12 protein-coding genes and 5 tRNA genes are annotated in these 11,872 nt (G+C 50.6%); 12 read left to right on the top strand and 5 right to left on the bottom strand.

Annotated features, from left to right (window positions below; translation table 11 throughout):
* Positions 1-41 precede the first annotated feature (41 nt).
* Positions 42-929, top strand: coding sequence for a UTP--glucose-1-phosphate uridylyltransferase GalU (galU, locus tag AC3Y2E_RS22545; protein WP_379214348.1), 888 nt, complete (start codon positions 42-44; stop codon positions 927-929).
* Between the two features lie 267 nt (positions 930-1,196).
* Here the strand turns inward: galU and AC3Y2E_RS22550 are convergent, their stop codons facing one another.
* Positions 1,197-1,574, bottom strand: coding sequence for an IS66 family transposase (locus tag AC3Y2E_RS22550; protein WP_379214350.1), 378 nt, complete (start codon positions 1,572-1,574; stop codon positions 1,197-1,199).
* Complete coding sequence (locus tag AC3Y2E_RS22555) at positions 1,558-2,658, bottom strand: transposase (RefSeq protein ID WP_379214352.1); 1,101 nt, start codon at positions 2,656-2,658, stop codon at positions 1,558-1,560. Before AC3Y2E_RS22555 ends, AC3Y2E_RS22550 begins: the two co-directional genes overlap by 17 nt.
* Before the next feature lie 271 nt (positions 2,659-2,929).
* Here AC3Y2E_RS22555 and alr point away from each other — a divergent pair, with 271 nt between their 5' ends.
* From alr to AC3Y2E_RS22575, 4 genes are all read left to right on the top strand, one after another.
* Positions 2,930-4,408 (top strand): alanine racemase, encoded by a 1,479-nt coding sequence (gene alr, locus AC3Y2E_RS22560; RefSeq protein ID WP_379214354.1) that lies wholly within the window; start codon positions 2,930-2,932, stop codon positions 4,406-4,408.
* Between the two features lie 499 nt (positions 4,409-4,907).
* Positions 4,908-5,189, top strand: a complete 282-nt coding sequence (locus tag AC3Y2E_RS22565; RefSeq protein ID WP_317891266.1) for a CopG family ribbon-helix-helix protein — start codon at positions 4,908-4,910, stop codon at positions 5,187-5,189.
* 3 nt (positions 5,190-5,192) lie between these two features.
* Positions 5,193-5,543: a type II toxin-antitoxin system PemK/MazF family toxin gene (locus tag AC3Y2E_RS22570; RefSeq protein ID WP_190930442.1), complete on the top strand. Its 351-nt coding sequence runs from the start codon at positions 5,193-5,195 to the stop codon at positions 5,541-5,543.
* Positions 5,544-5,907: 364 nt separating this feature from the next.
* Entirely contained in the window at positions 5,908-8,088 is a 2,181-nt protein-coding gene (locus AC3Y2E_RS22575) for a Tex family protein (protein ID WP_379214371.1), read from the top strand.
* Between the two features lie 133 nt (positions 8,089-8,221).
* Here AC3Y2E_RS22575 and cmpA read toward each other — a convergent pair whose 3' ends face one another.
* Together cmpA and AC3Y2E_RS22585 are read right to left on the bottom strand one after the other, a co-directional pair.
* Positions 8,222-8,365, bottom strand: a complete 144-nt coding sequence (cmpA, locus tag AC3Y2E_RS22580) for a cortex morphogenetic protein CmpA (RefSeq protein WP_190930443.1) — start codon at positions 8,363-8,365, stop codon at positions 8,222-8,224.
* 103 nt (positions 8,366-8,468) lie between these two features.
* The gene (locus AC3Y2E_RS22585; protein WP_332075768.1) at positions 8,469-8,822 is read right to left on the bottom strand and encodes a hydrolase/acyltransferase; all 354 of its coding nucleotides are present in this window, start codon (positions 8,820-8,822) and stop codon (positions 8,469-8,471) included.
* 144 nt (positions 8,823-8,966) lie between these two features.
* Between AC3Y2E_RS22585 and AC3Y2E_RS22590 the strand changes: the two genes are divergently transcribed.
* From AC3Y2E_RS22590 to AC3Y2E_RS22600, 3 genes are all read left to right on the top strand, one after another.
* Positions 8,967-9,440 carry a SprT family protein gene (locus AC3Y2E_RS22590; RefSeq protein WP_379214357.1) on the top strand — a complete coding sequence of 158 codons (474 nt, stop codon included), beginning with the start codon at positions 8,967-8,969 and terminating at the stop codon, positions 9,438-9,440.
* 18 nt (positions 9,441-9,458) lie between these two features.
* Positions 9,459-9,531 (top strand) — tRNA-Asn (locus AC3Y2E_RS22595).
* Between the two features lie 15 nt (positions 9,532-9,546).
* Positions 9,547-9,632, top strand: a tRNA-Ser gene (locus tag AC3Y2E_RS22600).
* A gap of 239 nt (positions 9,633-9,871) precedes the next feature.
* On the opposite strand, the gene corA is transcribed toward AC3Y2E_RS22600, so the two are convergent.
* A complete protein-coding gene (gene corA, locus AC3Y2E_RS22605) occupies positions 9,872-10,801 on the bottom strand; it encodes a magnesium/cobalt transporter CorA (protein ID WP_379214359.1) in 930 nt (309 codons plus the stop codon).
* A 288-nt stretch (positions 10,802-11,089) separates the two neighbouring features.
* Between corA and AC3Y2E_RS22610 the strand changes: the two genes are divergently transcribed.
* From AC3Y2E_RS22610 to AC3Y2E_RS22625, 4 genes are all read left to right on the top strand, one after another.
* Positions 11,090-11,164, top strand: a tRNA-Glu gene (locus AC3Y2E_RS22610).
* An 89-nt stretch (positions 11,165-11,253) separates the two neighbouring features.
* Positions 11,254-11,326: transfer RNA gene (locus AC3Y2E_RS22615), tRNA-Lys, on the top strand.
* 32 nt (positions 11,327-11,358) lie between these two features.
* Positions 11,359-11,440 (top strand) — tRNA-Leu (locus AC3Y2E_RS22620).
* A 136-nt stretch (positions 11,441-11,576) separates the two neighbouring features.
* A partial coding sequence (locus AC3Y2E_RS22625) for an acyltransferase family protein (protein WP_379214361.1) occupies positions 11,577-11,872 on the top strand: 296 nt, incomplete at its 3' end.

Below are 11,872 nucleotides of genomic sequence, written 5' to 3' on the forward strand. Positions count from 1 at the left end.
ATTAAATTATTGTGAAGTAATATCTTGTCGGAGGTTGAGACGTGACAAAAGTTAGGAAAGCGATTATCCCTGCTGCTGGACTAGGCACAAGATTTTTGCCAGCAACTAAAGCAATGCCCAAAGAAATGCTGCCCATTGTGGACAAGCCTACTATTCAATATATTATCGAGGAAGCAGTTGAATCAGGTATTGAGGATATTATTATCGTTACTGGAAAAGGTAAACGCGCTATTGAAGATCACTTCGATTCCAGTTACGAGCTTGAAACTAGTTTAGCGAATAAGGGTAAATTTGATATTTTAAATGAAGTTCAAAAAGCATCCCAACTTGTTGATATTCATTATATCCGTCAAAAAACACCACTTGGATTAGGACATGCAGTATGGTGTGCTAGAAAATTTGTAGGCAACGAACCATTTGCGGTTCTACTAGGCGATGACATCGTAGACGCAGAACGGCCATGCTTGAAACAAATGATTGATTTATACGATGAGGTTGAGTCATCCATTGTAGGTGTAAAGCCTGTATCGGACGAGGAGGTATCTCGTTATGGAATTGTGGATTCGAGGAATGTCAGGGAAAGATTGTTTCAAGTGCTTAACTTAGTTGAAAAACCGAAAAAAGCCAATGCCCCTTCTAACCTTGCCATTATGGGCAGATATATCTTGTCCCCTAAAATATTTGACATATTGGAGAACCAGGAAACAGGGGCTGGCGGTGAAATTCAATTAACGGATGCTATTTCAGAACTATGTCGCATAGAAGATGTGTATGCTTATCATTTCGACGGAACCAGATATGATGTTGGTGAAAAGATGGGATTTATTAAAACAACAATTGAGTTTGCTCTAAAGAGGGATGATCTGAAGGACGAGCTCCTTGAGTATATGCAAGAAGCACTTAGACAGCAATTAAAGGTACAAGTTTAGATCGATACCTGATTTCCTTGTTAGGGGATCGGGTATTTTGTTTTTTAAAACTACGACGGCACAATCAACTAACGCTCTATAATTGATCCCACTGGTCTTCCAATTGTTGCAAAAAAGTATGAGGGCTGCGATTAAAGCGCCTACGCTGAACGCCTTCGGATAGGCGCTCGTTCCATCGTGCTTTGCGCTGAGCATACGTTTCATAGCTCACAGTTCTCAAACGGGCGATGACGTACTTTTGGCGAAGCGCATCGTCCACGAGCACAATCATTTCTCCGTTTCGAATGATGTAGCTGTTCCAATTACGAAGTCCGTGATCCGACGATGGCAAGCCTTCGTTCGGCGGAAAAATTGCTCCAGATCGTTGTTGGTGCGCGGCACGTGATCGTGGTCGTAGCAGGTAAACAGTCCCTTCCAGAAACCGCGTGAATAGTTCAACACATTCGCCACCATAGGCGCATCTTCTTCATGCGTGTAGGTCTGTTTGAGCCACGCAAGCAATTGGGTCATTTCCCATTCGACCGTTTCGCTCGTTTTGTCTTCACCTGGTTCCAGCGCGGCCGCGATATGAGCGAGCGGCTTAGCCCAACGGGTTACCGACTCGTACCGGGATGTCTGATCACTAAGTTTACTGAAAATTCTCACCAAACCCTGAAGAAGATGAGGCTCTTTTTTTAGTCAAGCATCGCGCAAGCGACGCCTGTATGGCTTGGGCTCGTTCATATATGAGCATCCCGGGTAACTCGAGCGGTGGCTCCCCGTCTTCTAGAAGCAAAGCACGAACAGCAGCGACATAACCTTTGGCCACCTGAGCTTCACTTACAACGGCTTGCGCTTCAGTATGTGAAACGTCTGAGCCTTCGCCTTCGCTCGTTTGGGCCGTTTTCATAGCTTTCTTCTCCGCCTGCTCGATTTTTCTTTCCACATCCCGCAGGCCACGCATGCCCTTTTTCAACTCCATTTTGAGCTTGCGATCCGCGTCTACGACGGGTTTGGCAATGTCTTTGAGGTAGTGGTATTGGCAGTACTGATAAGGTACGTCCGGTAAAAGCGTTTCGAATGCCTGACGGATGGACACTTGTCCATCGCTGACGATCCCCACAATGGGAAACCCCATTTCTATAATGGGTTCGATGAGCGTACGCAATTCAGCAGCCGCTCCGCTTTTCATATTCTGTGCGGCGAGAATCGCACCACTGAATACTTCGCGAATGACGTAGAGCATCTCGTTTCCCTTTTCAGGTTGGACACCGTCCATCGAGAGGATGATCCCACCATTTTGTGCCGTCGTTTCTGCCAAGCTTTGCCTCACGTAATCGTCAAGGCTGGCCGCAAGCAGGGTTTGATAACGCTCATACAATGTTTGGGCATATCGCTCGCTTGTTGCAATGCCACGCGCGTTCAGCAGATCTGCAATCTCTTTACAAGTGCGATGCTGTTTAAAGCGCAACTCTCCAACGAGGCAGAGCACGTCGTAGCCATAAGAGGAATGCTTCATACTGAGCATTTCGGCTTCTGCAGATTTATAGGCTACGCCTGCATGGGTGCAGTTCGCGTTAGGGCACAGGTAAGCCATACTCCATGCGTGAATGACGCCGGTCAGCGTTGAAATTTTCTTCTTCCATGCGTTATGGGAACGTCTGAGTTTGACTCCGCAATGCGGACAGTTAACCATCTCAGGTCGGAAATAGACTTTTGGCGCGGGGCCGAGGCGATTTTTCGAAAGCATAAGGGGTACACTCCCATTCATTTCGTGTCCCTTAGTTATTCGACATTCGCCAGGAAAATCCTGTTATATAATTGTGCTGTCGTAGTTTAAAAAGAGAATCCACTCTTTCAAAAAACGGAAACCGGGCATTCCCTTTTATTACCGCCCCCAGATCACGAATATGTGACTCTTTGTTCATTGACAGCCTGGGGGGATGGCATTACCATAGGTTTATGTGTTTTTTGGCGGGCTCCGGTGGTGGGGGATTGATGACTAGAAGAAGGTGAACAGGTTGGAGACGTTTTATCGGCCGACGTGGGTGGAGGTTTCGCTGGATGCGCTGCGGCACAACATATGGGCATTTCGGCAGGCGCTGCCGGCGGAGATGAAGGTGATGGCGGTCGTCAAAGCGGACGGATACGGACACGGCGCGGTAAAAGTGGCGCTAGAAGCAATGGAGTGCGGCGTCAGCTATATCGGGGTCGCCTTCTTGGACGAAGCGCTGGAGCTTCGGCGTGAGGGAGTGAAGGCGCCGATCCTGGTGCTTGGGTACACGCAGCCGGAAGGCATTCCGCTTGCGATCGAGCATGATATTACGTTAACGGTGTTTCAAGATGAATTGTGGACGGCGTTGGAAGAGCGGCTTCAAGCAACTTCAGGTCAGACGGCGGAGGCGGGAAGTTCTTGGCTGGAAAAAAGGCCGGAGGATTCTGCGCATGCTGTGATGGGAGCGAGTGTTCGACAGGGCAGCCCATCTTCGATGCGAGGTTCCCAGTCACACGCCGGCTGTCATGCCGCAAGTGTGATGACTACGGATGCAACCACGGGGAGGGTCTCTATGCCGGAAACTGCTGCAGTTTCCGAAAGCATGAGTACTGATGCGTTTACCAGCAATCCCGAGAGCATTCACGCTAACGATATTGATATTGATACCAATATGACCGCAACAGCTGCAACTGCAACACCTCGCAAACTCAAAGTCCACATCAAAATAGATACTGGCATGGGACGCCTTGGACTTCAACCTAACGACGAAGCCATTTCCTATATAACACGAGCGGTCGAACACCCATTGTTGGATGTGGAAGGCGTGTATACACACTTCGCTTGCGTCGACGAGGCGGATAAAGCGTATACGTTGGAGCAGCACCGGAAGTTTGAGCGGATTATCCGGCATTTGGAGGAGCGGGGAATGACGTTCCGTTACGTTCATACCGGGAACAGCGCAGCGGGAATCGATTGTCCGGAGCTGTCGTACACGATGGTTCGGCTAGGAATTGGGATGTACGGCCTATACCCGTCTGAAGAGGTGAATAAAGAGCGCGTGCAGCTCGAGCCGGTGATGAGTATCAAGACGAGGGCTGTTCACGTCAAGACGCTTCCTGCGGGCTCTGGCATAAGCTACGGCACGATGTACCACACCTCCGGGGAAGAATGTATCGCGACGCTACCGATCGGTTACGCGGACGGCTACAGCCGGATGTTGTCCGGGAAAGCGCAGGCGATCGTGCGCGGGCGGAAGGTGCCGATTGTTGGACGGATCTGTATGGATCAGTGCATGGCGAACGTCAGCGGACTTGGCGACTTGTCCAAAGAGGAAGAAGTGGTGCTGATGGGGCGCCAGCAGGACGAAGCGATTACCGCCGAGGATCTTGCCGCTTTGCTCGGCACGGTGAACTACGAGATTACGTGCATGGTTTCTCACCGGGTGCCTCGGGTGTATATTCGGGACGGCCGGAGGGAAGACGTTTTAAACCCTTTGATCCGTTAGTTTTGGATTCGTAAAGTGATTCCCTCCACGTTTGGAGTACGGATCGTTGATCTCTTTCTCATCCTGTTACTTCGGAGCAGCTTTTTCGTAGTGAGGGAGTTCGTCCCGCTTCGTTTTCTACATCTTATTATATGAATGACAAGGCAGTCAGAATAACAGTTTCGACACGGTTTATCAACATTTACCAACAACATTTATGCAACCAAACAAAGGATTTTGTCGTCGCGGATCGAATAGGTAGAGACGGCAATTTTGGGGACTGTTCCCGGTACGTTAACAAATTTTCCTCTTCTCCCAAGTGAGAGGACAGCGCCTGGGAAGGGGTGTTCCGTGATGCGTATGACCAGGCTTGCAACGGGGTTGCGGCTCTCGGACAAAGATTTGCAACGGGTATACATACGTGATATATCCAGCGCATATACTTGGTCTTGTATAAAATTACTTCATGCACGACATAATGGTAGTATTGGTTTGGGAATGTTTTGGGGGTGCGAGATCGGTGGCCAATGTGCATAACACGAAAAGGATCATGATCAGTCTGCCGGATTACTTGCTGCAGGAAGTCGACGGCATCGTGGAGAAGGAAAACTCCAATCGCAGCGAATTCATTCGTCAAGCCATGAAGCTGTATCTCATGGAACGTAAGAAGCGCCATTTGCGCGAGTCGATGCAGCGCGGGTATATGGAAATGGCGAAGATCAATCTGCATATGGCGGCAGAGGCTTTTCAAGCGGAGGAAGAAGCGGACGGTACCCTTGAGCGCTTAGTTAGCGGGGTGTAGAGCTTGATAGTGAAACGTGGCGATGTATTTTTTGCGGACTTGTCTCCTGTAGTGGGATCAGAACAAGGTGGAGTTCGGCCTGTGCTCATCATTCAGAATGACATCGGAAACCGGTTCAGCCCAACCGTAATCGTTGCGGCAATCACTGCGCAAATTCAGAAAGCGAAGCTGCCGACCCATGTGGAAATCGATGCGGAAACGCACGGGTTCGACCGCGACTCGGTTATTTTGCTCGAGCAGATCCGGACGATCGATAAGCAGAGGCTTACCGACAAGATTACGCATTTGGACGACGAGTCGATGCGTAAGGTGGACGAAGCTTTGCAGATTAGCGTAGGGTTGATTGATTTTTAATCGGCTACAACAACGAACGGACGGGGGGAAGCCCTCGTTTTTTTGTTTTTATCAATACTTTCTCGGCTCCTTGTGGATAATCTGTGCATAAGCTGGGGACAACCGATTGGTTTGATCCGACATACTTGCTGGCTATCTGCAGGATCATATTGTTACCTGAAAAAGCATCCTCATAATCATAGGCACACTTGTTCCTCAATCGGAGAAAAAAGTCCATTTAGGCAGGAATCCGCATGCCCCAAAGCGAAAATATTACAGTAGAAGAGATGTACAATGAAACCATAGCAGAAAGAGGTAGGGCATGACCAAAGAGCTGGAAACCAACCGCACGGCCCTTCAAGACCCGGATACGGCCAAACCGGAAATGACCGAAGAACATAAAGCGCTTCAGCAGGAACGGATCTTGAAGCAAATCGCCAAGGAGCTGCAGCTCCCGTTTACGAAAGTGCGTACCTCGGTCGGCTTGCTGGACGAAGGCAACACGATTCCGTTTATCGCGCGCTACCGCAAGGAGATGACGGGTGAGCTGGATGAGACGCAGCTCCGGGACATCGAGGAGCGGCTGCAATATTTGCGCAATCTCGAGGATCGCAAACTGGAAGTCATCCGGCTGATCGACGAGCAGGGCAAGCTGACCGGCGAGCTGAAAGCATCGATCGAGCAAGCGGTGAAGCTGCAGGAAGTGGAAGACCTGTACCGGCCGTACCGGCAAAAGCGGAAGACGAGAGCCAGCGTAGCCAAAGAGCGCGGCTTGGAGCCGCTGTCGGCCTGGATTCTGACGCAGCCGCGTCAAGGGTCTCTGGAGCAGGAGGCGTCGAAGTATATCGATGCGGACAAGCAGGTGAATACAGCCGAGGACGCGATCCAAGGGGCCATGGACATCATTGCCGAAAATATCGCGGACGACGCCAAAATACGGGCTTGGGTGCGCAAGCATACGCAGGACCAGGGCATCATTGTAACGGAAGCCAAGGATAAGGACCAGGAGTCGGTGTACGAGATGTATTACGCGTACCAGGAGCCGGTTCGCCGTCTGCCGCCGCACCGGACGCTTGCGATTAACCGCGGAGAGCGGGAAGAGGTGCTGAAGGTGAAGCTGGAAGTGCCGGCGGATCGTATCCACGATTACATCGGCAAACAGACGATCAAAGGCGACTCCATCGTCAAGCAAACGCTGCAACTGGTGATCGAGGATGCCTACAAGCGGCTGATCGCCCCGTCGATCGAGCGCGAAGTGCGCGGGGAGCTGACGGAGAAGGCGGAGGAGCATGCGATCCAGATTTTCGCGGAAAATTTGCGTAATCTGCTTCTTCAGGCGCCGGTCAAAGGAAAGGTCGTCCTGGGCGTGGACCCGGCTTTCCGGACGGGCTGCAAGCTTGCGGTTGTGGACGAGACGGGAAAAACGCTGTACATCGATGTCGTCTATCCGACCCCGCCGAACAACAAAGTAGCGGAAGCGGAAGCTAAGGTGAAAGCAGCGATCGAGAAATATGGCGTGCAGCTGGTCGTGATCGGCAACGGAACGGCTTCCCGGGAGACGGAGCAGTTCATCGCGGATTTGATCGGGAAGGTGAAGGGACGCGGGCTGCAATATTTGATCGTCAACGAGGCCGGAGCGAGCGTCTACTCGGCGTCCAAGCTGGCGCAGGAAGAGTTCCCGAATCTGGACGTGGCGGAGCGGAGTGCGATCTCGATCGCCCGGCGTTTGCAGGACCCGCTGGCGGAGCTGGTGAAGATCGAACCGAAGGCGATCGGTGTCGGTCAGTACCAGCACGATGTGGCGCAGAAGCATCTGGAGGAAAGCCTGAAGGCGGTCGTCGAGTCTGCGGTGAACCATGTCGGCGTCGATCTGAACACCGCTTCGCCGTCGCTGCTCTCCTATGTATCGGGTGTCAACGGCACGATCGCCAAAAATATCGTCAAATTCCGCGAGGAAAATGGCAAATTCGTCAATCGCAAGCAGTTGCAGAAGGTACCGCGGCTTGGGGCGAAGACGTTCGAGCAGTGCATCGGGTTTATGCGGATCAGCGAAGGTGAGAATCCGCTCGACAATACGCCGATTCATCCGGAATCGTACGAGGTCGTCGACCGGTTGTTCCGCGAACTGCGGGTGGAGCTGGATCAGCTCGGCACCAAGGAACTGAAGGAGAAGCTGCAGCACGCTGATGTAGACACGCTGGCGACCAAGCTGGACGTCGGGGTGCCGACGCTGCGGGACATCCTGGACAGCTTGCAGAAGCCCGGACGCGATCCGCGCGAAGAGCTGCCGCCGCCGATTTTCCGCACCGATGTGCTGCAGCTTGAAGATCTGACGCCGGGGATGCAGTTGCAGGGTACGGTTCGCAATGTGATCGACTTTGGTGCATTTGTCGACATCGGGATCAAAAATGACGGACTCGTTCACATTTCCCAGATGAGCGATACGTTCGTCAAACATCCGATGGATGTCGTGTCGGTTGGCGATACGGTGACGGTGTGGGTGCTGAATGTGGATTTGAAGAAGGGACGGGTCGGGCTGACGATGAAAAGCCAGAACGGCAAATAGGCGGGATGCTGTAGGCCAGGTGTGTATTAAACGGGGGTTATCCGCAACGGGTCAAGAAGGCAGGTTTCCCCCTCCAGCCTTCCAGTCTGAACTATAACGAAGAAACGCCCTGGGGACGCTGTCTCCGGGGCGTTTACGGTCTGGATATATGAATGGACTCCTTCGAGTCGGTTGTTCGTGTGCGATAAAAAAACCAGCAGTCGTTCAGCAGCCGAACTTGCCGAATATCCTTCTTGCGAAACGCTTTCTCCAGTTGATGGCAAAGCCACTGCGGCATAGTTCCATCCCCTTTCCCATAGTTTTCACACTCGTGATGTGCTACTACCTATAGGATATGGGGAAAAGGCGGATGCGGTGCAGGTCCTATTGCGGCAAATGTGTCAGGCGTCTTCTTCCTCTTCGTACCATTGCTCCAGTTGGGCTTGCAGCGCCCGAATCTCGGTGAGCAAGGAGATGAGCGGATAAGATTTCTCGTCAAGCTGGGCAAAGGAACGCTCCAGCGCGTTCATGTACTCAAGTCCGTGCAGGACCGTGCATGCGTTGTCTACGATATCCAGCGAATCGCATTCAGCCACGACGTGAGGCAGCGTAGGGACGCCATCGGCTGTCAGCTTGTCCAGCTCTTTATGCAGGCGGCGGTTTAAAGCGGTTAATTGGTACACGTGATCGGCAGGCATTTCGACGAATTCCAAAGTTTCGCCGAGCTTCAGCACGGCATATCTCATTTTCGGCATCGCGGTTTCGTTCTCCTCTCAGGGCTTTGCTTGGTTGCGAAAAGCGTTCGTTCCGACTTGTTCTACTTGACAGTGTAGCCTATGATGGAGTACAAATTCAAGTAAAGTTTACTTACCGCGGAAGGCCGAAGGAGGAGGGGGCGAATGGACGACCGGCAGTTGCAGCAATGGGTGGAGCGGATCTCTCTGCATTACTTCAAACGCCCTTTTCTGCATTGGGCGACATTCAATACGCGGCTGCGGACGACAGGCGGACGGTATTTTATGAAGTCTCATCATATCGATATTAGCTGGCATCAATACGAAACGTTCGGACCGGAAGAAGTCGAGAAAATTATTAAGCATGAGCTGTGTCATTATCATTTGCATTTACAGCGTAAAGGGTACAGGCATCGGGACGAGGATTTCAAAAAGCTGCTCGCGGAAGTCGGAGGTACGCGTTACTGCCAGTCGCTCGGGATGAAACGAAAGCCGCAGCCGTTTCGGTACAAGCTAGAATGCGTATCGTGCGGCACCTCCTATATGCGCAAACGGAGGATGGATCCGCGTAAATACGCTTGCGGCACATGCAAAGGTAAATTGAAACTGCTCCAGCTTGACTTGGCCGCCGATTCATGATAATTTAACAATATACGTTCCCTGATAGCTCAGTTGGTAGAGCACTCGGCTGTTAACCGAGTTGTCACAGGTTCGAGTCCTGTTCGGGGAGGTTTTTACTTCTCATGGAGAGATACCCAAGAGGCCGAAGGGGGCGCTTTGCTAAAGCGTTAGGGTGTAACAGCCGCGAGGGTTCGAATCCCTCTTTCTCCGTAACGAAAAAGCCGCCATTAAGGCGGCTTTTTTGCGTTAAGAGGAAGGGATTAGAACCCGAATAGAGGGGGCGTCGGAGCAGCGCTTCGAAAGGAATACTACGCAGTCTCGGAGGCTTGGAAAGCTGGAGAGTATCCCTCTTTCTCCGTAACGAAAAAGCCGCCATTAAGGCGGCTTTTTTGTGTTACGTGAGAAAGATCGAGGGATGAGAACCCGACAGGAGGGGCGTCGGAGCCCCGTCACATCCACTTCTTCTTCTTATAATAAATCCACATGCCGACGGCCACGGCCGCCATGATGACCCAAACGGCCAGATACCCATAGTTCCAATCCAGCTCGGGCATCCGGTCGAAGTTCATACCGTATATCCCAACGATGAATGTTAACGGCATAAAAAACGTGCTGGCAATCGTGAGCGTCTTCATAATTTCGTTCATCCGGTCGGATTTCATGTTCATCTGCAGCTCCAGCAAGCCGTTTAGCGATTCCCGATAAATGTCCAGCGAGTCGACGACGCGCGACAAATGGTCGTAAATATCGACGAAATAAACGTCGGATTCCTGGCGGATATAGGGGAAGTTTTGGTGGCCGATCGCGCCGAGCAAAGTCCGTTCTTCCACAAAGATGCGACGGAGCATGTGAAGCGTCCGTTTCATCCGGAAAATGTCTTGGGCGACGCGAACGTACGGATTGTGATAAATGGATTGCTCGAGCCGGTCAATTCGATCGTCCAACTGGTAAACGTGCTCCATATATTCGTCCACGCACCGGTCCAAAATATGATACAAAATCCGTCCCGTATACTCCATCTTTCCCTCCACCTGCTGAAACTCCGAGTAGAGATCGTCAAGGAACGGGATATCTTGTTTGTACACCGTTACTATAAAGTTAGTGCCGATAACAATCGCGATTTCGGAGGAGCTCAAATTTTTGTTTAGGCTGTAAAAGGAAATGAAGATATGATCTTTGTAACGGTCCATCTTAGGACGCTGATTCATCTTAATGCAATCCTCGACGAGCAGCGGGTGGCAGTGGAATACGTCTTGAAGAATGTGCTGCAGTTGTTCCGGCTCGGGGGCGCGGAGACGAATCCAGGCTACTTCGTCCGGGGTGGGCAGCCTCACCGGTTCTTCAAGCACACTTTGGTTCGATTTATGGTACACGAGCATCGTCCGGATCACCTCCAATATGGAAAAAGCATAGCACATTCGGATTGTTTCATAAAATTGAAGTTGGTGCTTAACGTTCAACACCTGCAGCAACGGTGTCCTTTAATATCCGGAGATGGAAGTTGTAGAACAAGGGTGAGTTGAAGCGCGGTTCAGCCAGCCAAAGAGCAGGTTTGAGGTCATGCCATTACTCCAAAAAACGATTTGAAAAAATGCTTGTCAATGTCCCCTAATTCCGATATAATAACACTTGTCGCTTTGAAGGGCGGCAGTAGAATCAAGCAACATGGCCCGTTGGTCAAGGGGTTAAGACACCTCCCTTTCACGGAGGTAACAGGGGTTCGAATCCCCTACGGGTCACCATTCCTCCATCTTCATATTTCATGGGGACGAGCATCTAAGGCTTGTCACAGCAGAGCCCCTCAACAGCAATAAGGTCGGGGCATATCCATGAGCCATTAGCTCAGTTGGTAGAGCACCTGACTTTTAATCAGGGTGTCGTAGGTTCGAGTCCTACATGGCTCATATTTCCTTTAACTAACATCTATCTCCGATTTGCGGTCGTGGTGGAACGGCAGACACGCTATCTTGAGGGGGTAGTGCCCATCGGGTGTGAGGGTTCAAATCCCTCCGACCGCATATAAAAAAAGCCTTGTATTCAGGGCTTTTTTTCTTTATTGCTTACGTTTTTCTCTTTCAAAATCGATTGAGAGATTTAATCAATATTTTTTAATAATGTAACTGTAAGCCATCTATACTTGCTAGGAGGATTCTCTTGAGACTTATAAATAATAGATTATCGGCATTAGATTCGTTAAGAGGTATTGCTGCAATAGGTGTTGCATTTTTCTGGCATTATCAGCATTTCATACCACAGAGCGAGAGTCCGTTTAGATCTATTGCTTATTGGTTTTATCAATATGGCTGGCTTTTAGTTGATTTCTTTTTTGTTTTATCTGGATTCATTTTTGCTTATGTTTATACTGAAAAGATTGCTGGGAGAACGATAACATTTAAGCAATATAGTTTACTAAGAGTAAGTAGACTATATCCTCTACATATAATTACTTT

Source organism: Paenibacillus sp. MAH-35, assembly GCF_058135425.1.

Excerpts from the sequence above, each read along its gene's own strand:
- cmpA (WP_190930443.1), bottom strand. The coding sequence starts at position 8,365 with ATGCCGCAGTGGCTTTGCCATCAACTGGAGAAAGCGTTTCGCAAGAAG.
- AC3Y2E_RS22585 (WP_332075768.1), bottom strand. The coding sequence starts at position 8,822 with ATGCCGAAAATGAGATATGCCGTGCTGAAGCTCGGCGAAACTTTGGAA.
- AC3Y2E_RS22590 (WP_379214357.1), top strand. The coding sequence starts at position 8,967 with ATGGACGACCGGCAGTTGCAGCAATGGGTGGAGCGGATCTCTCTGCAT.
- AC3Y2E_RS22575 (WP_379214371.1), top strand. The coding sequence starts at position 5,908 with ATGACCGAAGAACATAAAGCGCTTCAGCAGGAACGGATCTTGAAGCAA.
- corA (WP_379214359.1), bottom strand. The coding sequence starts at position 10,801 with ATGCTCGTGTACCATAAATCGAACCAAAGTGTGCTTGAAGAACCGGTG.
- AC3Y2E_RS22555 (WP_379214352.1), bottom strand. The coding sequence starts at position 2,658 with ATGCTTTCGAAAAATCGCCTCGGCCCCGCGCCAAAAGTCTATTTCCGA.